At 57.1% G+C, this 21,228-nt stretch carries 20 protein-coding genes; 8 read left to right on the top strand and 12 right to left on the bottom strand.

The window, feature by feature from the left end; translation table 11 throughout:
• Genes cbiM through GOV90_RS09845 form a run of 4 tightly spaced genes read left to right on the top strand, consistent with a single transcriptional unit; the run spans nucleotide 1 to nucleotide 2,622 of the window.
• Nucleotides 1-612, top strand: coding sequence for a cobalt transporter CbiM (cbiM, locus tag GOV90_RS09860; protein WP_171094511.1), 612 nt, complete (start codon nucleotides 1-3; stop codon nucleotides 610-612).
• Entirely contained in the window at nucleotides 609-1,187 is a 579-nt protein-coding gene (locus tag GOV90_RS09855) for a cobalt ABC transporter permease (protein WP_171094509.1), read from the top strand. Before cbiM ends, GOV90_RS09855 begins: the two co-directional genes overlap by 4 nt.
• Nucleotides 1,187-1,969, top strand: coding sequence for a cobalt ECF transporter T component CbiQ (gene cbiQ, locus GOV90_RS09850; protein ID WP_171094507.1), 783 nt, complete (start codon nucleotides 1,187-1,189; stop codon nucleotides 1,967-1,969). Before GOV90_RS09855 ends, cbiQ begins: the two co-directional genes overlap by 1 nt.
• On the top strand, nucleotides 1,966-2,622 hold the full coding sequence (locus tag GOV90_RS09845) for an energy-coupling factor ABC transporter ATP-binding protein (protein ID WP_171094505.1): 657 nt from the start codon (nucleotides 1,966-1,968) through the stop codon (nucleotides 2,620-2,622). The genes cbiQ and GOV90_RS09845 overlap by 4 nt, the downstream gene beginning before the upstream one ends.
• A 110-nt stretch (nucleotides 2,623-2,732) precedes the next feature.
• On the opposite strand, the gene GOV90_RS09840 is transcribed toward GOV90_RS09845, so the two are convergent.
• Both GOV90_RS09840 and GOV90_RS09835 read right to left on the bottom strand, forming a co-directional pair.
• Nucleotides 2,733-3,779, bottom strand: a complete 1,047-nt coding sequence (locus tag GOV90_RS09840; protein ID WP_171094503.1) for an aromatic ring-hydroxylating dioxygenase subunit alpha — start codon at nucleotides 3,777-3,779, stop codon at nucleotides 2,733-2,735.
• A gap of 99 nt (nucleotides 3,780-3,878) precedes the next feature.
• Nucleotides 3,879-4,802, bottom strand: coding sequence for a LysR substrate-binding domain-containing protein (locus GOV90_RS09835; RefSeq protein WP_171094953.1), 924 nt, complete (start codon nucleotides 4,800-4,802; stop codon nucleotides 3,879-3,881).
• Nucleotides 4,803-4,898: 96 nt separating this feature from the next.
• Here GOV90_RS09835 and GOV90_RS09830 point away from each other — a divergent pair, with 96 nt between their 5' ends.
• From GOV90_RS09830 to GOV90_RS09820, 3 genes are all read left to right on the top strand, one after another.
• Nucleotides 4,899-5,984 (top strand): hypothetical protein, encoded by a 1,086-nt coding sequence (locus tag GOV90_RS09830; protein ID WP_171094501.1) that lies wholly within the window; start codon nucleotides 4,899-4,901, stop codon nucleotides 5,982-5,984.
• Nucleotides 5,985-6,146: 162 nt separating this feature from the next.
• Nucleotides 6,147-6,725 (top strand): carboxymuconolactone decarboxylase family protein, encoded by a 579-nt coding sequence (locus tag GOV90_RS09825; RefSeq protein ID WP_171094499.1) that lies wholly within the window; start codon nucleotides 6,147-6,149, stop codon nucleotides 6,723-6,725.
• A 242-nt stretch (nucleotides 6,726-6,967) separates the two neighbouring features.
• Nucleotides 6,968-8,485, top strand: a complete 1,518-nt coding sequence (locus tag GOV90_RS09820) for a cryptochrome/photolyase family protein (protein WP_171094497.1) — start codon at nucleotides 6,968-6,970, stop codon at nucleotides 8,483-8,485.
• A gap of 48 nt (nucleotides 8,486-8,533) precedes the next feature.
• Here the strand turns inward: GOV90_RS09820 and GOV90_RS21160 are convergent, their stop codons facing one another.
• From GOV90_RS21160 to glyA, 10 genes are all read right to left on the bottom strand, one after another.
• Nucleotides 8,534-8,719, bottom strand: coding sequence for a cytochrome d ubiquinol oxidase subunit II (locus GOV90_RS21160; RefSeq protein ID WP_371732507.1), 186 nt, complete (start codon nucleotides 8,717-8,719; stop codon nucleotides 8,534-8,536).
• A gap of 580 nt (nucleotides 8,720-9,299) precedes the next feature.
• Nucleotides 9,300-10,292, bottom strand: coding sequence for a helix-turn-helix domain-containing protein (locus GOV90_RS09810; protein ID WP_171094495.1), 993 nt, complete (start codon nucleotides 10,290-10,292; stop codon nucleotides 9,300-9,302).
• A 98-nt stretch (nucleotides 10,293-10,390) separates the two neighbouring features.
• Complete coding sequence (gene gcvP / locus GOV90_RS09805) at nucleotides 10,391-13,246, bottom strand: aminomethyl-transferring glycine dehydrogenase (protein WP_171096792.1); 2,856 nt, start codon at nucleotides 13,244-13,246, stop codon at nucleotides 10,391-10,393.
• Between the two features lie 114 nt (nucleotides 13,247-13,360).
• Nucleotides 13,361-13,726, bottom strand: coding sequence for a glycine cleavage system protein GcvH (gene gcvH / locus GOV90_RS09800; RefSeq protein WP_171096793.1), 366 nt, complete (start codon nucleotides 13,724-13,726; stop codon nucleotides 13,361-13,363).
• Between the two features lie 18 nt (nucleotides 13,727-13,744).
• Nucleotides 13,745-14,839, bottom strand: coding sequence for a glycine cleavage system aminomethyltransferase GcvT (gene gcvT, locus GOV90_RS09795; protein WP_171172835.1), 1,095 nt, complete (start codon nucleotides 14,837-14,839; stop codon nucleotides 13,745-13,747).
• Between the two features lie 16 nt (nucleotides 14,840-14,855).
• Nucleotides 14,856-15,278 (bottom strand): universal stress protein, encoded by a 423-nt coding sequence (locus GOV90_RS09790; protein WP_171095667.1) that lies wholly within the window; start codon nucleotides 15,276-15,278, stop codon nucleotides 14,856-14,858.
• Between the two features lie 79 nt (nucleotides 15,279-15,357).
• The gene (locus GOV90_RS09785) at nucleotides 15,358-16,776 is read right to left on the bottom strand and encodes a sodium:alanine symporter family protein (RefSeq protein ID WP_171095665.1); all 1,419 of its coding nucleotides are present in this window, start codon (nucleotides 16,774-16,776) and stop codon (nucleotides 15,358-15,360) included.
• A gap of 24 nt (nucleotides 16,777-16,800) precedes the next feature.
• The gene (lipA, locus tag GOV90_RS09780; RefSeq protein ID WP_171095663.1) at nucleotides 16,801-17,745 is read right to left on the bottom strand and encodes a lipoyl synthase; all 945 of its coding nucleotides are present in this window, start codon (nucleotides 17,743-17,745) and stop codon (nucleotides 16,801-16,803) included.
• 14 nt (nucleotides 17,746-17,759) lie between these two features.
• Nucleotides 17,760-19,139 carry a dihydrolipoyl dehydrogenase gene (gene lpdA, locus GOV90_RS09775; RefSeq protein ID WP_171095661.1) on the bottom strand — a complete coding sequence of 460 codons (1,380 nt, stop codon included), beginning with the start codon at nucleotides 19,137-19,139 and terminating at the stop codon, nucleotides 17,760-17,762.
• An 11-nt stretch (nucleotides 19,140-19,150) separates the two neighbouring features.
• Nucleotides 19,151-20,404 carry a serine hydroxymethyltransferase gene (glyA, locus tag GOV90_RS09770; RefSeq protein WP_171095659.1) on the bottom strand — a complete coding sequence of 418 codons (1,254 nt, stop codon included), beginning with the start codon at nucleotides 20,402-20,404 and terminating at the stop codon, nucleotides 19,151-19,153.
• Between the two features lie 147 nt (nucleotides 20,405-20,551).
• Between glyA and GOV90_RS09765 the strand changes: the two genes are divergently transcribed.
• Nucleotides 20,552-21,154: a helix-turn-helix domain-containing protein gene (locus tag GOV90_RS09765; protein ID WP_171095657.1), complete on the top strand. Its 603-nt coding sequence runs from the start codon at nucleotides 20,552-20,554 to the stop codon at nucleotides 21,152-21,154.
• The last annotated feature ends 74 nt before the right edge of the window (nucleotides 21,155-21,228 follow it).

Genomic DNA, 21,228 nt, shown 5'->3' with positions numbered 1-21,228 from the left:
ATGCACATCGTGGACGGAGCCCTCTCGAACCCAGTTGTGATCGGCGGCGCAATCGCAGCGGCTGGCGGCATTGCCATAGGGCTGAAATCGCTGGACCTCGACCGCATTCCCACCGCGGGCGTCCTGTCGGCCAGCTTTTTTGTAGCCTCGCTGATCCATGTGCCGATCGGCCCGTCCTCTGTGCATTTGATACTGAACGGTCTGGCCGGGCTTTTGCTCGGCTGGGCCGCTTTTCCTGCGCTGTTTGTTGGCTTGCTGCTTCAAGCCGTGTTTTTTGGTTTTGGCGGTTTGACTGTGCTTGGGATTAACACGGTCAACATCGCACTTCCGGCAGTGCTGACATGGATGATCTTTGGCCGTCTGATCGCACGCGGCTCTCCTGTACAGGGCGCTATTTGGGGCGGGATCGGAGGCGCGTTTTCGATTGCAGCCACGACGGCCCTTGTCGCTGTCTCTCTGGCTCTGTCTGGTGACGCGTTTCTACCAGCCGCGAAACTGGTCTTTTTTGCACATATTCCCGTCATGGCAATCGAAGCGGTACTTACCGGTTTCGCTATTCTATTGACCCGCAAGGTCAAGCCTGAACTCTTTTTTAGGGGGGCCCCCGTATGAGGCATCTGATTTTTGCAGTTGCGATATGGCTTACCCCGCTTCCTGCGCTGGCCCATAAAGTTATCGCAGGGGTCTTTCCTGCAGGCGACGCGATTGAAGGGGAATTGGGCTTTTCCAACGGCGACATGGCTGAAAACCAAGAAGTTGTTGTTTACGGCCCCGATGGCGCTGAACTGGGGCGAACAGTCACAGATACCGATGGTTTCTTCCTCTACACCCCCACCGAACTTGTCGCGCACACTTTCAAAGCAGATCTGGGCGCCGGTCATCTTGCCGAGGTCACCATGCCCGCCGAGGAAGTGGCTGAGATTTTGGGCGTGGATGCCGAGCTTGTAAAACCTGTTACGCAGGTTGAAAACGCAAACGACACCGCGACGACTGTCGCGTCATTAACCGACGAGGAGCGCGCGGCCATTGCCCAAGCGGTGCGAGACGAAACCCGCCCTCTGCGTCGTGAGATTGCAGCCTATCGCGAACACAACGACTTGCAGACCGTTCTTGGTGGGATCGGCTACATCATCGGTCTGTTCGGCATCGGCTTTTATGTCGCTGCACGCCGGAAAATGGCCGCCTGATGGCTCACGCTCTAGAACCCCAGGCAAAGACGCTGGCCGAGGCTGATGCCAGCGCACCCTTCGGGGTGATCGGAGAGTTGGACCCTCGGATGCGGATCGTGATGACGTGCTTTTTTGCTGTTGTTACGGTTTCGCTATCCAGCATCCCCGCGTTGATTGTGGCTCTGGCGGTCTCTATCGGCTTGCTATTGATGTCTCGCCTACCCGTGCGCCGCACACTTAAACGCATGGCCATGATGGACAGCTTTATCATCTTCATGTTGATACTTTTGCCCTTTTCCATGCCCGGTGACGCGATGTTCACCCTGTTTGGGTATCCGGCCAGTTGGCAGGGACTGTGGAAAGCTATTGAGATTGCTCTGACAGCCAATGCCGTGGTCCTGACCCTGATGGTTCTGGTCGGCACGTTGGAACCCGTCACTCTGGGTCATGCTTTGCACAAACTACGCTGCCCAGATGCTCTTGTGCATTTGTTGATGTTCACCATCAGATATATCGAAGTCTTGCGCGAAGAATATCTGCGCCTTCGCGGGGCCATGAAAGTTCGTGGTTTCCGCCCCGGCACCAACTGGCACACTTATCGCAGCTTTGGCTATCTGGTTGGCATGATGCTGGTGCGTGCCATCGAACGGTCAGAACGCATACTGGGCGCCATGAAATGCCGGGGGTTTTCTGGGCGGCTACTTTTGCTGCAGGATTTTCACCTGACCCGACGGGATTGCATGTTTGCTGTGACCTTGTGTTCGATCTGCCTCGGTCTTCTTTGTCTGGATTTCCTATGACGATCCTTAAACTCGAAGATATCCATTTCGCCTATCCCGGGCAGGCATCCGTGCTGGACGGTGCATCGCTTTCGCTTGATCCGGGGCAACGCCTGTCAATAGCAGGGCCCAATGGCGCGGGAAAATCCACGTTGTTTCGCATTGCCCTTGGGTTGCAGAAACCGACCGCAGGACGCGTGATTGCCCTTGGCAAGGACCGACGGGCCGAAGCAGACTTCCACGAGGTACGCCGCGAGATCGGGCTGGTGTTTCAAGACCCCGACGACCAACTGTTCTGCCCCACCGTCGCAGAAGATATCGCGTTTGGACCGCTCAATCTGGGCCGCAGCAAGGCCGAAGCGCTTGCCATCGTTGACAAGGTTCTGTCCGATCTGGACTTGATGCACCTGCGGGACCGCATCACGCATAAATTGTCCGGGGGTGAAAAACGGCTTGTGACCCTTGCCACCGTGCTGGCGATGGAGCCGCAAGCGCTGTTATTGGACGAACCAACCAATGCGCTCGACACCAAGAACGAGGCCCGTCTGCTGGATATCCTAAAGGACCTGCCACAGGCCATTTTGCTGGTAAGCCATGCCCCATCCTTCCGCAGCGCTTTGGCTCCGGACACGCTTGAGCTGAGAAATGGAAAGCTGGTTTCGGCTGGATTTTGACCTGCAAGACACCAGTTTCAGCTGGCTAATACATTGCACCAAGATTCTGCCGATCTGCCCTATTTCCGGCCACGTTTCCTATCATTTGAAGTGGTTCGTTAGACCAGAGCTCAGGCCTGAACTGTAATATCGGCGGATGCCGTTTCAGCTTCAATGGCAGTGTCCAGCGCTTTACGGAACAGTTTGGCCCCCTTGTCCAAGCCAAGATCGATATGAGGTGTCTTGGCGTGCTTCATGCCAAGATGCACCTCCTCCAACACCTCTTTGTCCTCAAGAAAGGCCATACGCGCGCCGTCATTCATGAACTTTGAAACTTCAGCATTGTCTGGATCTGTATTGCGATGCTGGAACCAGAAATAGCGGGTGCGGTCTTCGTCAATCGGCGTCATGAAATTGTACGAGATATTGACATAGGTCTTGTCGACCGGGGGTTTGCCATAGCCGCCGGTGCCAACGGGCGTGTAAACGGATTTGTTCAGCGCGATGGCAGGCAGGCACATCTCGTAGTGCTGCAGCCGATCACAGTCGCCCTCGAACGCGACCAGATTTGCGTAATACGGTGAAGGCGGTTTGTTTTCGATCCAGCGTGACACGATCACACCACGATCGGTTTTCTCAACGTCCAGCGGTTCTTCATCCGTGCCCGCGCCCGCAAAAGACGTGACATGGACCCAAGCCACATGGCTGGGATCCAGTAGATTGTCGCAGACCCACAAGTAATGGCAGTCGATATCCATCACACCACCATCGGTTTTGCCCCAGCTGGGGTCATCAAAGTTCTCAATTGGAAAAATCTTGTCCAGATCCGCAAGGGCAGGATCACCCATCCAAATCCAAAGATACCTGTACCGATCCACCACCGGATAGGATTTCACGACCGCCCGGCGCGGGGTCATTCCGCGCTGAGTTGGGCTGTCGGTACATTTGCCTGAGCAATCGAATTTTAAGCCGTGATACCCGCATTCGACGACATCGCCGATCAGATTACCCTTTGAAAGCGGAAGTTTCCGATGGGGGCAGGCATCTTCTAGCGCGACCGGAGTACCGTCCTGTTGTCGATAGAGCACGATGTTTTCACCCAGAAACGTCTCGGCCTTCAGTTCGCGCCCGACGTCCTTGCTCCAGGCGGCGACATACCAACAGTTTCTCAGAAACATTCAGCTCTCCAATGTTCTAGGTGCCTTTTGCCAGTATGAGTGGCTGAACACTCACATACCATGCCAGAGTTTTAATGGCTTATATAAGCTAGGCTAATTTCAAAAGGATGCAGACTGCGGGATTTCGGGTTGTGTGGCAACTTCGGAGTGAATCCATGTCAGGAACTCGGACACTTTGGCGCTGTCTTTGGTTTCATGCGGTTGGACCAGCCAATAAGACAGAGGTGATTGGGTCATTTCTTTGAAGGGCCGAACCAAGCGGCCGTCGCTCATCATATCAATGACCAACGGTTCCCGCCCTAATGCCACGCCTAAACCTTCGATTGCCGCCTGAACAACCATATTGGACTGTCCCAATCGGCGTGTTCGAAGCGCGGTTGGCAGAGTCAGACCACAGCGCCGCGCCCAGAATTCCCATGTGGGGCTGGCTGCCCCGTGATGCAGGTTCTCATCCACCAGCATTGTGTGTCTGGCGAGGTCTTCAACGTTTCGCAGATCGGGCAACAGCGACGGCGCGCAAACAGGGAACAATTGCTCATTCATGAGCAAATCGACCTGATAGCCCGGGTAATCGCCCAACCCGTACCGAATTCCGATATCGGCATCCGCACCAGAAAATGGAAATTGCCCGGTGTCAGTTGCAATAGAAATCGACAGGTCCGGATGTGCCATATCAAAGCGTAAAAGGCGTGGAAACAACCAGTTGAAGGCAAAACCCGGCAGGCATGAAATCACAATTGTCCTGTCCGAACGGGTTTTGTCCCTGAGTTGCGCGCACACATCCGAAATGCGACCTAACCCTTCTGAGATCGCAAGCGCGAGTAACTCGCCCTCGCGGGTCGGGCGTGACTGGCGCGCGCCCCGAACCAGCAACTCGCGCCCCAACCATTCCTCAAGGCTGCGCACATGCTGGCTGACTGCACTTTGGCTGACGCCCAATTCCGTCGCCGCAGGCGAAAACCCCGAGTGGCGGACAACGGCCTCGAACGCTCTTAGTGCGGAATAGGGCAAGTTCAAGATCATATTAGTAACTCTAATGTCACTCATAATCACTTTCAAATAGATTGGTGACCTCGCCGGTTGGTAATCTCCACAAACCCAAACCCTCAGGAGACGCGAATGTCGGACATTACGCCCGAACGCGGCGCGCGAAACCTTTTGACCAACTGTGCGCAAGCAACCGCAGGTGACCGGCTGCTGATCGCGTACGAGCCGCCAGAATTTGGGTATTTCGACGCGGATAGCGTGAAAATTGTTTCCGGGGTGGCCCAGTCCATGGGCTTGTTCGTTGATACGGTTGATGTGGGGTTCAACCCTGACAAACCGCATTTGCCCCCAGAGTTGCTGGCCCGGTTCGAGACTGCTGACATCATCCTGTTTTTGGCGCGCCTTGGGGATCAGTTGCGCTTTTCGCAGATGCCAAAAGGCAAAAAGATCATTGTCAGTTTTGCCCTAAGCCGGGAACAATTCGGATCCGGTTTTTCAAATGGCCATCATGACGCCTTCATGGAGCTCAAGGCCGGGATCAATGAGGTTTTGAACACCGCGCAGGAGGTTCGGTTCACCTGTCCTCTGGGCACCGATGTGCGTGGAAAACCTGAAATGAACCTCGACCCGTCGGGCGATACTTCGGTCCTGCGGTTCCCTATGTCAGTTTTCACACCGGTACCGGCGCACAGCTTTTCTGGCCGTGTTGCACTGACGTTTCTGACGGGGACGGGCTCGAAATATTATGATGACTACACAATCGAATTCACTCACCCGGTTCTCGCCCGCCTCGATCAGGGTCGCCTGATGGGGTTCGAAGGGCATCCGACGGATGTGGCACGGGCCGAAGCGCATTATGATCGGGTGTCCGAACAGTTCGGCATTGAGCGAAACTTCGTTCATTCCTGGCACGCAGGCATCCATCCCGGATGCGGCTATCCTTGGGACATGCGCCAAAACTACGAACGTTGGGGCGGGGCTGCCTTCGGCAATCCACGTATCCTGCATTTTCACACATGCGGCACCTACGCGCCGGGTGAAATCAGCTGGAACGTTATCGATCCCAGCATCGTCATCGATGGCACTACCTATTGGGAAGACGGGCGTTTCTATGCCGATCGTCTTCCGGGTGGCACCGAAATTCTAAGCCGGTATCCATGCGCTGCGGGGCTGTTTGCCCATCCGGACATGGAGATCGGGCTTCGAAAAGCTAGCTAACCTGCCTGACTTAGTAGCACCATCTGAGATACGGGCACGGTGCAGCACTACACCAGGCTCAATCTGGTTGCTTAGCAGGCAGTGCTTGTTCATAGATCGGCGGAATAATGTTCTGTCCCGCCGCAAACACAGCTCTCATGACTAAGGAAAGGGAACCGTTTCATGTCTGCCTGGATACGGATGATTTCTGATGAAGATGCCGATGCACCTCTGCAGGCGGTGCTGGACCTTGCCCGGACCCCGCACGGTACCGTGGACAATGTCATGCGGGTGCATTCCCTGCGCCCCAACACCATGAAAGGGCACGTGGTGCTGTATCGCGCGTGCTTGCACGACGACAGCAACACGATCCCTATGTGGTTTCAGGAAGTTATCAGCTCTTATGTTTCGACATTGAACACGTGTCCTTACTCTTACGCCAATCATTGGGCCAATGCCCGACACCTGATCGGCGATGAGGCGCGTGCGGACAAGATCGAGGCCGCGCTGAAAGCCCACAAACCGCAGGACGCCTTCGACGGCGCGCATCTGGAGGCTTTGATCTACGCCGAGAAGTTGACAGTGGCCCCGGCCAAAATGGTCGAGTCCGACGTCGCTGCTCTTAGACAAGCAGGTTGGGACGACGGCGAGATCCTCGAAATCAACCAGATCGTCGGCTATTTCAACTACGCCAACCGATTGCTGAACGGTTTGGGCGTAACAACAGATGGCGATGTGGTTGGCTACTACGCCAGTGAGTGAACCCAAGAGCTTTCCTGCCAGACCAACCTTGCGTTCTTTTGAATCCAGCCCGTGCGGTGGCAGCACTAGATGCAACTGATGCGTGTCGCCTTTTTTTAATCCTGAAACGTTTTGCTGAAGTCTCGGTGTAATTCTCACTTTTACCCGTTCTGAGGCAACGGGTGTTTTGCTGCCGCAGCGGCACAACCTTTGGCGCGCATGTTGGTCTGGTCGACTGACGCTAACGTTCTAGCTCAGCGTTTATGAATGAAACGCGCCCAAAACTGATTGTTATCCTTGGCGATCAGCTTTCCACCCAGATGGCTGCGCTGCGACAAGGTATAGCCGCGCGCGACGTCGTCCTTATGGCAGAAGTCCGGGATGAGACACGCTACGCTCCGCACCACCCGAAGAAAATTGCCTTTGTTCTGTCAGCAATGCGTCACTTTGCACAAGAGCTTGAACAGGCCGGATGGCGCGTCCGGTATGTAAAGCTGGATGATCCAGAGAATACCGGCAGCCTTGTGGGTGAAATCGACCGCGCCCGAAAAGACTTAGGATTGAAAACGGCCGTTGTCACCGAACCCGGCGAATACCGCCTGTGCCACGCCTTTTCCGAATGCGTCGACCTGGAAATTCTGCCCGACGATCGTTTCATCGCGGATCATGCCGAGTTTCGCCAATGGGCCGAGGGCCGCAAACAACTGCGGATGGAGTATTTCTATCGTGAAATGCGCCGCAAAACCGGGCTTTTGATGAACGGCGATGCGCCCGAGGGCGGCAAATGGAACTTTGATACAGAGAACCGCAAACCCGCAAAGTCAGATTTCTTCATGCCGCAGCCTGTGCAGGTCGAACCGGATGAAATCACCACCGAAGTTCTGGACTTGGTCGACGCTCGATTCAGCACCTACTTCGGGACGCTGCGCCCGTTCTGGTTTGCTGTAACACGGGACAAAGCCCTGCAAGCGCTGGAACACTTTGTGGAAACCGCCTTACCGCATTTCGGTGACTATCAGGACGCGATGTTGACGGATGAGCCTTTCCTGTATCACTCGGTTCTCGCACAGTATTTGAACGCCGGCCTGCTATTGCCTCTGGAAATCTGCCACCGGGTCGAGCGCGCCTATTATGAAGGCCAAGCCCCCATAAACGCAGTCGAGGGCTATATTCGCCAGATCATCGGCTGGCGCGAGTTTGTGCGCGGCATCTATTGGATGCAAATGCCGGGCTATACGCAGCAGAATTTCCTGAATGCCACACGCCCCCTGCCCGCGTTTTACTGGACTGCGGATACGGACATGGCCTGTATGAGACAGGCAATCTTGCAGACACGGGATGAAGCTTATGCCCACCACATTCAACGTCTGATGGTCACGGGCAATTTCGCCATGTTGGCCGGAATTGACCCGGCACAAGTGCATGAGTGGTATCTGGCTGTTTATGCCGACGCATATGAATGGGTTGAAGCCCCTAATGTCATCGGCATGAGCCAATTTGCCGACGGGGGGTTACTAGGGTCGAAACCTTATGCAGCCAGCGGCAACTACATCAACAAGATGTCGGATCATTGCGGCACATGCCGCTATGATGTGAAGCAAAAAACCGGCCCGAACGCTTGCCCGTTCAACCCTCTCTATTGGGATTTTCTGGTGCGCAACGCGGAAAAACTACGCGACAATCCCCGGTTAGGCCATGCCTACAGAACGTGGGGCCGAATGACCCCTGACAAACAGCAAGACTATCTTGAAAGCGCGAAGATGGTGTTGGACCAGCTTTAGCTTACCCGCACCACCTTCTATTTTTGCATTGCGCCTCGACATGCGGGCTCAGTCATAACGCAGCTCAGTCGCCTTACCCCGGAAGATCGTGTAGGACAGCACCGTGTAACCCGCGATAACAGGAAGCACAAAGATCGATCCGAACAGGATTATGAACAGACTTTCCGGCGCACTCGCGGCCTCGTAAATCGTCATTTGCTCAGGGACGACATAGGGATAGAAACTGTAGGCCATCCCCAAAAGACAAGTGTGAACAAACGATAGATGCCGCAAAGGGAAACCAGGCCCAGTTGTCATTCCGCGTTGGAAGATGGCGTAAAGCATACCATAGCAAAGCGATCAGAATGCCTGACATGAGCGGTAGGGGTAAAAGCAGAAAAATTCTGGGAATGTGAACCATTTGTCAAAGACGCGCGGGCAGACCCAGGGGGCGGCCAGCGAAACGGCAATCAGACCCAAAACCAGCCCCAAAATACCACCTTTTGCCCAAGGCGCAGCCTTTTTCTGCAAAGCGCCGTCGGTCTTCAGGATGATCCAGCAAGCGCCAATAAAGGAATACCCCACAGCCAGAAAACGGCTGTGATCATGGCAAAGACCCAGGTTCCGAAACTGCGGTCCAACCCCATGATGTATTTACCCAGCATGAAGCCCCGCGATAACCCGTCCTGCGGCAGATTGACCTAGATCTGAATGGCCAGGAACGCGACTTTTAGTTGCCTGACTTTGGCTCTCAAGCCATCGCGCAAGAATCGTTTCTCAGATCTCAGCGCATTCTGGGCTTGCCGCTTAGAAACTGCGTGTTTGCCGCTTTGCCTCAATCAAGTGCGTGCCCAAGAAAGCGCCCGTTCCGTACCTGCTCTGGGCGCGACTTATAGCGCTTGAAAAAGGCCCGCGACATCGCCGTTCTCGAGGAAAAGCCCGTCGCAGACGCAATCTCGACAAGCGGCATATCAGTATATTTCAACAGGCTATTTGACCTCTCCAGTCTGAGCTCCTTGTACGTGTCCAAAAGGGTCGCACCGGTTTTGCACAGAAAGCGCCTTTGAAGCTGTCGGATGGATGTCCCAAGTAAATCTGACAGATCGGAAATTCTCAGCGGATCTTCAATGTTCTCAAGCATTGTCTCAACCGCCAGAGTTACAATGCGATCTCCATTGGATTTTCGAATAAGTCGGTTTGAAAGCTGGCTTTCAGTTGTTCGCCGGGGTTCGGTCAAACCGACATAGCGCCGTAGCGTATCCGCCAAATGCTCGCCATGATCCAAGGACACAAACTCGGTCAGAAGGCGAAGGGCACTGAAGCGCGTATTGGCGCTGTGTATACGCCCGTCAACGGAAAAGTGGGTCGACGTACCGCTGTTTCTGATCCCCAATTCCATCGCTGCCGCTTCAAAACCTGAATGTATTGCAGCTGTGCTGCGTTCCGCGCCGCAGAGTTGGGCCAGCAGCATGACCGCGCCTCCGACAAGGATGGATCTGGGAGAAAGGTTCAAGACCTGACTGACCCAGGATTTCTCTGCTGCGGTTGGACACCACGCGGTTTCGAAATCGCCCCAAAAAATGGCTGTCCGTCCCGCCCAATACAGCGGTCCTCCAGCAGGATCTTCAACGGGCACACGCAAGTTCACCACATAAGAATGTTTGTCCACCAATCTGTTCAATGCCCGGTAAAATTCCAAAACCATTTCTGCCGAGGCTTTGTCAGAGCTCCGGTACAAAATGACATCGATGCACTGCAACCGCTCAAAATCCGGGGCCGTGCCATTTACCGCATTCTCGTGATCATTCGAGACAACATAGTGTTTCATTTGATGTACCAACCTTGTTTCGGTCAGCGCCACATCGGAACGCTTGTTTCCGATTGGCGAAAACCCCGCCATTGATTTGGCGGGGTTTTGTTTTGGGTTTACTCGGCTGCGTCGAGATATTCTTCCATTGGGGGGCATGTGCAGACGAGGTTTCTGTCGCCATATGCGTTGTCGACGCGGTTGACGGGGGACCAGTATTTGTCGACGCCCATGGAGCCCGGAGGGAAGCAGGCCTGTTCACGGGTGTAGGGGCGGTCCCAGTCGCCGACCAGATCGCGCACCGTGTGGGGGGCGTTTTTCAGCGGGTTGTTCTCCGCGTCGATCTTGCCGTCGATGATGTCCTGCGCTTCCGCCCGGATGGACAGCATGGCATCGCAGAAACGATCCAGTTCGGCCATGGGTTCCGATTCCGTGGGTTCCACCATCAGGGTGCCCGCCACTGGCCAGCTCATGGTCGGCGCGTGGAAGCCTGAATCGACCAGACGCTTGGCCACATCGTCAACGGTGACATGCGCCGCCTCGTCCAGCGGACGGGTGTCGAGGATGCATTCATGCGCCACACGCCCCGTTTCCGAGGTGTAGAGGATCGGATAGGCATCCTTGAGCCGCGCCGCGATGTAGTTGGCGTTCAGGATCGCCACTTTGGTCGCCTGCGTCAGACCCGCGCCGCCCATCAGCAGCACATAAGCCCAGCTGACCGGCAGGATCGAGGGCGAGCCGAAGGGCGCTGCCGAGACCGGACCCACGGCGGTGCCGTATTCCGGGTGGCCCGGCAGGTGCTCTTCCAGATGCGCCTTGACGCCGATCGGTCCCATGCCGGGGCCGCCACCGCCATGCGGGATGCAGAAGGTCTTGTGCAGGTTCAGGTGGCTGACGTCACCGCCAATATCCCCCGGACGCGACAGACCGACCATGGCGTTCATGTTGGCGCCGTCGATATAGACCTGACCGCCGTGATCATGGGTGATCTGGCAGACCTCCTGCACGGTGGTCTCGAACACGCCATGGGTCGACGGGTAGGTGATCATGCAGGCGGCAAGGTTGTCCGAATGCTTTTCCGCCTTGGCGCGGAAGTCGGCCACATCGATATTGCCGTTCTCATCCGCCAGAACCGGCACAACCTGCCAGCCCACCATCTGGGCCGAAGCCGGGTTGGTGCCATGCGCCGAGGTTGGGATCAGGCAGACGTTCCGCTGACCTTCGCCGCGGGCGAAGTGGTAGTTGCGGATGGTCAGAAGGCCCGCGTACTCGCCCTGCGCGCCCGAGTTGGGCTGCTGGGAGATCGCGTCATAGCCGGTGATCTGGCACAGCTTGTCGTTCAGATCGGCGATCATCTCGTGATAGCCCTGCGCCTGATCTTCGGGGCAGAACGGGTGCAGATTGCCAAACTCGGGCCAGGTGACCGGGATCATCTCGATCGTGGCGTTCAGCTTCATGGTGCACGAGCCCAGCGGGATCATCGCCCGGTCCAGCGCCAGATCGCGGTCGGCCAGACGGCGCATATAACGCGTGATCTCGGCCTCGGCCCGGTTCTTGTGGAAGATCGGGTGGGTCAGGTATTCGCTTTCCCGCAGCGCATAGTCCGGCAGGCGGTACTGCTTGTTCGAGCTGTCATCGGTGCGGTCGATGCCAAAGGCACCCCAGACGGCCTCGATGGTCTCGGGGCGGGTCTGTTCGTCCAGGCTGATGCCGACCTTGGTCTCGCCAACCTTGCGCAGGTTGACACCGCGCGCCACGGCAGCCTCCATGACGGTCTTCTGCAGGTGGCCAACCTCAACCGTGATGGTGTCGAAGAACACCTCCGGCTCAACGGCAAAGCCCGCCTCTTCCAGACCAGCGGCCAGGCGCGAGGTCTTGCGGTGCACCGATTGCGCGATGGCCTTGATGCCGTCGGGGCCATGGTACACGGCATACATCGAGGCAATGACCGCCAGCAGCGCCTGCGCGGTGCAGACGTTCGAGTTCGCCTTCTCACGGCGGATATGCTGCTCGCGGGTTTGCAGCGACAGGCGGTAGGCCTTGTTGCCACGGCTGTCGATGCTGACACCGATGATCCGGCCCGGCATCGAGCGCTTCAGCTTGTCGGTGGTTGCCATATACGCAGCGTGCGGGCCGCCATAGCCCATCGGAACGCCAAAGCGCTGGGTCGAGCCGATGGCGATGTCCGCGCCCATCTCACCCGGGGACTTCAGCAGCGCCAGCGACAGGATGTCGGCGGCAACGATGGCAATGGCTTTATGTTCGTGCAGGGCTGCGATTTCCGATGTGAAGTCGCGCACATGGCCGTGGGTACCCGGGTATTGGAAGATCGCACCAAAGACCGCGCCGGCCTCAAGGCTGTCGGGATCACCCACCTGCACGTCGATGCCCAGAGGCTCGGCGCGCGTCTTAATGACCGCGATGGTCTGCGGGTGGCAGTTCTTGTCGACAAAGAAGGCCGCGTTGTTGGCTTTCGAACGCCCGCCACGCTTGGCCATGGCCATGGCTTCGGCGGCCGCTGTGGCTTCGTCCAGCAAGGATGCGTTGGCCACGTCCAGCCCGGTCAGGTCAGAGACCATGGTCTGGAAGTTCAGCAGCGCCTCAAGACGACCCTGGCTGATCTCGGGCTGGTACGGCGTGTAGGCGGTGTACCAGGCCGGGTTTTCCAGAATGTTGCGTAGGATCGGCGCGGGTGTGGTGGTGCCGTAATAGCCCTGACCGATCAGCGAGGTCAGAACCTTGTTCTTGCTCGCCACCTCTTTCATGTGGAACAGAGCATCACGTTCCGTCATCGCCGGACCCCAGTCCAGCGGCTCTTTCTGCCGGATCGCGGGCGGGACGGTGGCGTCGATCAGTTCGTCCAGCGTCTTGAAGCCGATCACCTTGAGCATGTCGCGCATCTCGGTTGGGCTTGGGCCAATGTGGCGGCGATTGGCGAAGTCATAGGCTTCGTAGTCGGTCAGTTTGAAGGCCATCTTTGCGCTCCTCACGGATAGGTCAGGGCCGGCGGAGACTGCGGGAGCCTCCGGCGGGAGTATTTGGAAAAAGATGAAGCGGGGGAGCCCCAAAGACGGGGCTCCGGGTTTGGGTCAGCCGATGAAGGCTTTGTATCCGGCCTCGTCCATCAGGTCTTCAAGCTGCGACGCGTCCGCAATCTTGACCTTGTAGATCCAGGCTTCGCCCTCGGGGTCGTCGTTCAGCGCGCCGGGGTTGTCGGCCAGCGCTTCGTTCACTTCGACGATCTCACCATCGACCGGGGCGTAAAGTTCCGAGGCGGCTTTGACGGATTCGATCACACCGATCTCGCCGTCTTTCTCGAACTCGTCGCCCACTTCCTGCTGCTCGACAAACACCACCTCACCCAGCTGTTCAGCCGCGTGTTTGGTGATGCCCAGCGTGGCGGTGTCGCCCTCAACGGTCAGCCATTCATGTTCTTCGGAATAATAGGTTGCCATCTTGTCTCTCTCCTGACTTCAACGCTTGTAATTCTGTGTGACGAAGGGCAGCGCCACGATCTCGGCCGGTTGCGCCTTGCCCCGGATGATCAGGTTCACCTTCTCACCGGGCGCGCCATGGCCTTTGCTCACATAACCCATCGCAACCGGGCCACCCACCGTGGGGCCAAAGCTGCCCGAGGTGATCTGACCAATCGTGTTGCCCTCAAGGCATTGCACCTCGACGCCCTGACGCGCCGGTGCCCGGCCTTCGGGCTTGATGCCCACCAGCTTGCGGGCTGCGCCCTCGGCCAGTTCCTTTTGCACGCGATCCGCGCCCGGAAAGCCGCCTTCTTCCTTGCGGCGTTTCTGAATGGCCCAGCCAAGGCTGGCCTCGATCGGCGAGGTGCTCTGGTCGATGTCATTGCCATAAAGGCACAGCCCCGCCTCGAGCCGCAGGCTGTCGCGCGTGCCCAGACCCGCCGGTTCGCAATCTTCATGGGCCAGGAACGCCTTGCTGATCTCGATCGCCTTGTCCTCGGGGATCGAGATCTCGTAGCCATCCTCGCCGGTATAGCCCAGACGCGAGATGCGGCATTCAACGCCGTTGATATCGGCCACGGTGGTTTCCATAAACTTCAGATCACGCGCGGCAGGGCACAGCTCGCCGACTACATCTTCGGCCTTGGGACCTTGCACGGCCACCAGCGCGCGGTCGAAGATCTCGGTCACTTCGACGCCGTCCAGATTGGCCTGCATATGCGGAATGTCCTGATGCCGCAGCGCCGCGTTCACCACCACAAAGTAATGATCGCCCGCATTCGACACGATCAGGTCATCCATGATCCCGCCATCTGCATTGGTAAAGAACCCGTACCGCGCCTTGCCTTCCTTCAGCGTCGCATACGCCTGAGGGCACAAAGCTTCCAGCTTCTCACCCACATTCTCACCGCGCAAAATCACCTGACCCATGTGAGATACATCAAACAACGCCGCCTTCTCACGACACTGCTTATGCTCTCCCATAATCCCCATCGGATACTGGACAGGCATCTCCCAACCCGCAAAATCAACCATCTTACCACCCAACTCAACATGCAAATCGTACAAGGGCGTGCGTCTAATATCGGTCATCATACCAACCTTTCAATCAACGGGATTGGTCGCGAACGACTGTGACTGTGCAATGCGCATTGCGCACCACACGGGCCAGGTTCGGGCCAATCTCGTAGTTCGGGAAATCGCCTTTGGTCGAGGCCATGATGATCAGGTCAAAGCCATCCTTGTAGGCGAGTTTCAGAATTTCGCGGTAAACACTGCCTTCTTCGACATGCACGTGCACGTCGGAGGCATTGCCGTGATCCAAGATGGCCTGAACCGCGTTGCGAACGTGATCTTTCGCGCCAGCGCCATAGTTAGCAGGCAGGTTCGGCAGCTGGATGATCTCGGGGATGACGGCTACGGCGTGCAGCTCGGCACCGTAGAACTTGGCCTGTTCCAGCGCGAGCGGCAGGGCGTTCTTCCACGAGCGTTCGTCGTTGTGATCAATGGGCAGCAGGATTTTAGTGGCCATCACGTCTCTCCTCGAGGTATGGAATTCTGTTTCAAAACCGGGGGGCCGGTGTGGCCCCCCGCATTCGTCAGGGCCGAGCTTATTCGGCAGCTTTGCCGCCGGGCTCTTCCGATTGACCGTTCGAGGCGAAGAACTCTTTCGTCAGCTTGAAGACGATTGGGCTCAGCAAGGCCAGAGCGATCAGGTTCGGGATAGCCATCATAGCGTTCAGCGTATCTGCCAGCAGCCAGACAAAGCCCAGATCTGCTGTTGCGCCGAAGTAGATCGCGACGATCCACAGGATGCGGTAAGGCAGCAGGGATTTAACACCAAGCAGAAACTCAACGCATTTCTCGCCATAGAAGGACCAGCCCAGGATGGTGGTGAATGCAAAGATCGACAGAGCGATTGCAATCAGATACCCACCGATACCCGGCAGAGTGGTTTCAAAGGCCAGCGACGTCAGAGCTGCGCCGGAAATCGCTTTGTATCCTTCGGTTTCACCATTGGCCACGAAATCCGCAACCGATGCATCCAATGCGCCCGAAGCGATGATCGCCAGACCCGTGATCGAGCACACGATGATCGTGTCGATGAATGTCCCCAGCATCGCGATCAGGCCCTGATTTACAGGTCCCTTGGTCTCGGCTGCGGCATGGGCGATCGGGGCAGAACCCAGACCAGCTTCGTTCGAGAAGACACCGCGCGCCACACCAAAGCGGATGGCAAGCCACACCGCTGCGCCAGCTGCGCCGCCTTTGGCAGCCCAAGGCGTGAACGCATAAGTGAACACATCGCTCAGCGCTGCGCCGATTGAACCGATGTTGATCAGCAGAACCAGCAGGCCCGCGACGATGTAGGCAATGGCCATAAACGGAACCAGTTTACCTGCAACAGCACCGATGCGAGTAATACCACCCAGAATAACGGCGGCGGTCAGGATCATCAGCACGATGCCTGTGATCGATTCATTGATGCCGAAGTTTGTTTCCAGAACCTGTGCAACACCGTTGGCTTGAACGCCATTGCCGATGCCGAAGGCCGCAATGCCGCCGAACAGAGCGAAGGCAACGCCCAGCCAGGCCCATTTCGCGCCCAGACCATTTTTGATGTAGTACATCGGGCCGCCGACATAGTTGCCCAGCTCGTCTTTTTCACGGTATTTCACCGCGCAGACAGCTTCGGCATATTTGGTGGCCATGCCCACCAGGGCGGTCATCCACATCCAGAACAAGGCGCCCGGACCGCCCAGGAAGACAGCAGTGGCCACACCGGCAATGTTACCTGTACCGATGGTCGCCGACAGCGAGGTCATCAGCGCGTTGAACGGGCTAATCTGCCCTTCGCCCTGACCTTCCCGCCCTTTGAACAGCAGGCTGAAGCCCGTGCCAATGCGCAGGATCGGCATGAATTTCAGGCCCACCTGTAGGAAGAAGCCGACGCCAAGGATGAGCGCCAGCATCCACGGCCCCCATACGACGCCATTAATGGCCCCTGTGATTGAAGTTAACGCTTCCATGGTTTCCCTCCCATTTGCGTTTGGTTATGCCCTGTTTGCGATGGCCCGCTGGCGGGCTTGCTTAAGAGCAGCGAAGTCTTCGTCCGCGTGGAACGATGAACGGGTCAGCGGGGTTGCCGACACGTGCAGGAAGCCCTTGGAACGTGCGATCTGTTCCAGTTGGGCGAACTCCTCCGGTGACCAGAACCGGTCAATTGGATGATGTTTCGGGGTCGGTTGCAGGTATTGGCCGACCGTCAGAAAATCGACTTGAGCGGCGCGCAGGTCATCCATGACCTGCCGCACGTCATTCAGGCTTTCACCCAAGCCCACCATCAGGCCGGATTTGGTGAAAATCTCGGGATTGGCGCGTTTCGCATCATCCAGAAGACGCAGCGAAGTATAATACCGCGCACCGGGACGTACCGTTGGATAAAGATGCGGCACAGTTTCCAGATTGTGGTTGAAAACATCCGGTGCCGCGTCAAATACGATATCTGAGGCGGTACCTTTTCCCAGAAAATCAGGGGTCAAAACCTCGACCGTGGTGCCCGGGTTCTGATGACGCACGGCGCGAATGGTCTGCGCGATATGTTCGGCCCCGCCATCGTCCAGATCATCGCGGTCGACAGAGGTGATGACCACGTGGCGCAGGCCCAATTTTTTCACCGCCGCGGCAACCCTACCCGGTTCAAACGCATCCAGCGCATCGGGACGACCCGTGGAGACGTTGCAGAAGGAACACCCGCGTGTGCAGACCTCTCCCATGATCATCATGGTGGCGTGACGCTTGGACCAGCACTCGCCGATATTCGGGCAGGCAGCCTCTTCGCAAACGGTCGCCAGATTATGTTCGCGCATCAGGCGGCGGGTTTCGTAATACTCGGCGCTATCGCCCTTTTTCTTGCGAATCCACTTGGGTTTGCGCTGGATGACACTGTCAGCCTTTTTGGCCTTTTCAGGGTGGCGAGGGCGAAGCTGGATAGTCATCTGGCTGTTCTTTCTTACGCGTGGATTGCGCGGCCCAGGGCGTCCAGGCAGGCTTCTTTGACCGCCTCTCCCATCGCTGGATGCGCGTGACAGGTTGCTGCGACCTCTGTCACGGTGGCACCCTTGGTCATGGCCAGAACCAATTCAGCGATCAGATCGCCGCCATGTGCCCCGCAGATATGCGCGCCCAAGATTTTGCCGTTCGGGTCTGCCAAAACCTTGACCGCACCGTCTGTCTCACCGGTCGAGCGGGCACGTGAGTTGGCCATGAAGGCAAACTTGCCAACGGCGTATTCGGTGTCTGCCTCTTTCAAAGCTTCTTCGGTCAAACCGACCGAAGCAACTTCGGGGTCTGTGTAAACCACACCCGGAACCGCGTTATAATCGACATGTCCGGCTTCACCCGCGAGCATTTCGACACAAGCAACGCCATCTTCTTCAGCCTTATGCGCCAACATCGGTCCGGGGACACAGTCGCCGATGGCATAGATGCCCGTAACAGATGTCTGGAACGTGCCGTCCACTTCGATGAAGCCGCGCGGGTTGACTGCGACGCCAAGCTCTTCCAAGCCCAGTCCACGAGTTACGGGACGACGACCAACGGCGATCAGAACCTTGTCGGCCTCGATCACCTCTTCTTTGTCTTTACCCACACGATCCACGGTCAACGTCAGACCAGTCTCGGTTTCTTCAACAGATTTGAGCGCACGCCCCAACTGGAACTTCAAACCGCGCTTGCTGAGCGCCCTCTGCGCCAATTTGGCAATTTCACCGTCAATGCCAGGAAGGATGCGATCCAGATACTCAACAACCGTGACCTTCGCGCCCAATCGCGCCCAGACCTGCCCCAGTTCCAGACCAATCACGCCAGCCCCGATCACCACCAGATGATCCGGCACGCTGTCCAACGCAATCGCGCCAGTCGAACTCAGGACGTTCTGTTCGTCAATCTCGATCCCGGGCAATGGCGTAGGCTCGGACCCCGTAGCAATCAGGATGTTCTTGGTCTCATGAACCTCGTCACCCACTTTGACCTGTCCTGCCGCCGGAATGCTTGCCCAGCCTTCGATCAGGTCCACCCCGTTTTTCTTGAACAGAAACGCGATGCCCTTGGTCAAATCGCCAACGATCTTGTCCTTGCGTCCCATCATTGCAGGGACGTCTATGCTGGCCTCCCCGACCTCAATGCCATGGGAGGAGAGATGGGAGAGTTCGGCAAATTTGGCCGAGGAGGTCAGCAACGCTTTGGAGGGTATGCACCCCACATTCAGACAAGTGCCACCAAGTGCCCCGCGCCCTTCGACACACGCCACTTTCAAGCCCAGCTGGGCTGCGCGGATGGCAGCAACATAACCGCCTGGTCCACCGCCGATGACAATCAGGTCATAAGTCATTTCGTCGTCTTTCAGTAAATCGGATAGCTGGTGCAGAGCGCGCGGACTTGTTCGCGGGTTTCCCGTTCAACGGCGGCATCGCCTTCCGGTGATTTGGCCAGTGCATCCAGAACATCACCGATCAGGTTGCCGATCTGTTTGAACTCTTCCGGTCCAAAGCCCCGGCTGCAACCGGCTGCGGTACCCAGACGGATGCCGCTGGTAATTGTCGGCTTTTGCGGATCGCCGGGCACGCTGTTCTTGTTGCAAGTGAAACCCGCACGTTCCAGCGCGGCTTCGGCGTCTTTACCGGTTACGCCGATTGGGCGCAGATCGACCAGCATCAGGTGGTTCTCGGTGCCGCCGGAAACGATGTCGCACCCGCGCGCGATCATTACATCTGCCAGAGCCGAAGCACTGTCGACCACACGCTGCATGTAGTCCTTGAATTCAGGCTTCAATGCTTCACCGAAAGCCACAGCCTTGCCTGCGATTACATGCATCAGCGGACCACCTTGCAGGCCGGGGAATACCGCCGAGTTGATCTTCTTTGCCAGCGCCTCATCATTGGTCAAAATGATGCCGCCACGCGGGCCGCGCAGGGTTTTGTGTGTGGTCGATGTCACCACATGCGCGTGACCGATAGGCGAAGGGTGCAGGCCGGTTGCGACCAGACCCGCAATATGTGCCATGTCAGCCAGCAACCAGGCACCGACCTCATCAGCGATAGCGCGGAAGCGGGCGAAATCGATCTTTTGCGAATAGGCCGACGCGCCCGCGATGATCAGTTTGGGCTTTTCTGCTTTGGCCAGTGCCTCAACCTGATCATAGTCGATCAGGCCAGCTTCGGTCAGACCATATTGGATTGGACGGAACCATTTGCCGGATTGGGCGGGTTTCGCACCATGGGTCAGGTGACCGCCGGCATCCAGCGACATGCCCAGAATAGTGTCACCGGGTTGCAGCAGCGCCAGTTTGACCGCGCCATTCGCCTGCGCACCCGAATGGGGCTGAACGTTCGCATATTCACAGCCAAACAGCTTTTTCAGCCGTTCAATGGCTTCGGATTCAACCTCGTCGACATATTCGCATCCGCCATAATACCGGCGGCCCGAATATCCTTCGGCGTATTTGTTGGTCAGGACAGAGCCCTGCGCCTCGATTACGGCCAGAGAAACGATGTTCTCGGATGCGATGAGCTCAATCTGCTCGGCCTGGCGCGCGCCCTCACGGTCAATCGACGCAGCGATGACGGGATCAGCCTCTTTCAGCGACGTTTTGAACATGGTTTCCTCCTCCGCATTCGAATCCTGAACTCGAAACATTGTTTCCTATAGTGGAATTTCGCTCTTCTTGGCAACATAATTCTCATATTCGTGATATTGCGTGTGTACGGGGGAATCTGTAACCTGCGATAAATCGGGAGGAAATTGATGGGCGACGACCATTGGAATGAAGGTTCTGTCCAAGACGAAGAGGACGAAGGCGCGGCGTTGGGCCGGTCCATTCGCGATGCACGGCGGGAAAAAGGCTGGACTTTGGAAGAGGCCGGGCGCGCAGCGGGAATCGGCCGTTCCACCTTGTCAAAGATTGAAAACAACCAAACCAAGCCCAGCTTCGAGATCGTGCGCCGCCTGACCCAGGCGTTGGATATGAACCCACCACAGTTGTTCTTGGAAACAGGCCAATCCGGCATATCGGGCCGGCGCGATTTCACGGCCAAAGGTCAAGGCGAGACCCGGGAAACCGCGACCTATCTGCACGAACTGCTGTGTTCAGACCTGACCAGCAAACGCATGTTGCCCTATATTGCGACGATCCGGGCACGAGATATGTCCGAGTTCGATCCGCTTGTGCGCCATTCCGGCGAGGAGTTCATGTATGTCCTAAGCGGTGAGCTGATCTTTCTGTCGGAACACTATCGGCCGCTGCCGATGAAGGCCGGGGATTCACTGTATTATGACAGTGGGATGGGACATGGATGTATTTCAACCAGCAAGGAAGACGCAAAGGTTCTTTGGGTATCTCTGGATTGAACTCGCCGTGGCCCAAGAATCTGAGTTATCCAATCGAGCTCAGTAACCGCCAAATCAGATTCGGAACGTCTTGT

The organism is Ruegeria sp. HKCCA5929, from assembly GCF_013034525.1.
Taxonomy (GTDB): domain Bacteria; phylum Pseudomonadota; class Alphaproteobacteria; order Rhodobacterales; family Rhodobacteraceae; genus Ruegeria.
Note: the sequence above shows the minus strand (reverse complement) of the source record. Positions and strands in the feature narration are given on the sequence as shown.

Coding starts and splice junctions, on each gene's coding strand:
- cbiM (WP_171094511.1), top strand. CDS start 1: ATGCACATCGTGGACGGAGCCCTCTCGAACCCAGTTGTGATCGGCGGC.
- GOV90_RS09855 (WP_171094509.1), top strand. CDS start 609: ATGAGGCATCTGATTTTTGCAGTTGCGATATGGCTTACCCCGCTTCCT.
- cbiQ (WP_171094507.1), top strand. CDS start 1,187: ATGGCTCACGCTCTAGAACCCCAGGCAAAGACGCTGGCCGAGGCTGAT.
- GOV90_RS09845 (WP_171094505.1), top strand. CDS start 1,966: ATGACGATCCTTAAACTCGAAGATATCCATTTCGCCTATCCCGGGCAG.
- GOV90_RS09840 (WP_171094503.1), bottom strand. CDS start 3,779: ATGTTTCTGAGAAACTGTTGGTATGTCGCCGCCTGGAGCAAGGACGTC.
- GOV90_RS09835 (WP_171094953.1), bottom strand. CDS start 4,802: ATGATCTTGAACTTGCCCTATTCCGCACTAAGAGCGTTCGAGGCCGTT.
- GOV90_RS09830 (WP_171094501.1), top strand. CDS start 4,899: ATGTCGGACATTACGCCCGAACGCGGCGCGCGAAACCTTTTGACCAAC.
- GOV90_RS09825 (WP_171094499.1), top strand. CDS start 6,147: ATGTCTGCCTGGATACGGATGATTTCTGATGAAGATGCCGATGCACCT.
- GOV90_RS09820 (WP_171094497.1), top strand. CDS start 6,968: ATGAATGAAACGCGCCCAAAACTGATTGTTATCCTTGGCGATCAGCTT.
- GOV90_RS21160 (WP_371732507.1), bottom strand. CDS start 8,719: ATGGCCTACAGTTTCTATCCCTATGTCGTCCCTGAGCAAATGACGATT.
- GOV90_RS09810 (WP_171094495.1), bottom strand. CDS start 10,292: ATGAAACACTATGTTGTCTCGAATGATCACGAGAATGCGGTAAATGGC.
- gcvP (WP_171096792.1), bottom strand. CDS start 13,246: ATGGCCTTCAAACTGACCGACTACGAAGCCTATGACTTCGCCAATCGC.
- gcvH (WP_171096793.1), bottom strand. CDS start 13,726: ATGGCAACCTATTATTCCGAAGAACATGAATGGCTGACCGTTGAGGGC.
- gcvT (WP_171172835.1), bottom strand. CDS start 14,839: ATGACCGATATTAGACGCACGCCCTTGTACGATTTGCATGTTGAGTTG.
- GOV90_RS09790 (WP_171095667.1), bottom strand. CDS start 15,278: ATGGCCACTAAAATCCTGCTGCCCATTGATCACAACGACGAACGCTCG.
- GOV90_RS09785 (WP_171095665.1), bottom strand. CDS start 16,776: ATGGAAGCGTTAACTTCAATCACAGGGGCCATTAATGGCGTCGTATGG.
- lipA (WP_171095663.1), bottom strand. CDS start 17,745: ATGACTATCCAGCTTCGCCCTCGCCACCCTGAAAAGGCCAAAAAGGCT.
- lpdA (WP_171095661.1), bottom strand. CDS start 19,139: ATGACTTATGACCTGATTGTCATCGGCGGTGGACCAGGCGGTTATGTT.
- glyA (WP_171095659.1), bottom strand. CDS start 20,404: ATGTTCAAAACGTCGCTGAAAGAGGCTGATCCCGTCATCGCTGCGTCG.
- GOV90_RS09765 (WP_171095657.1), top strand. CDS start 20,552: ATGGGCGACGACCATTGGAATGAAGGTTCTGTCCAAGACGAAGAGGAC.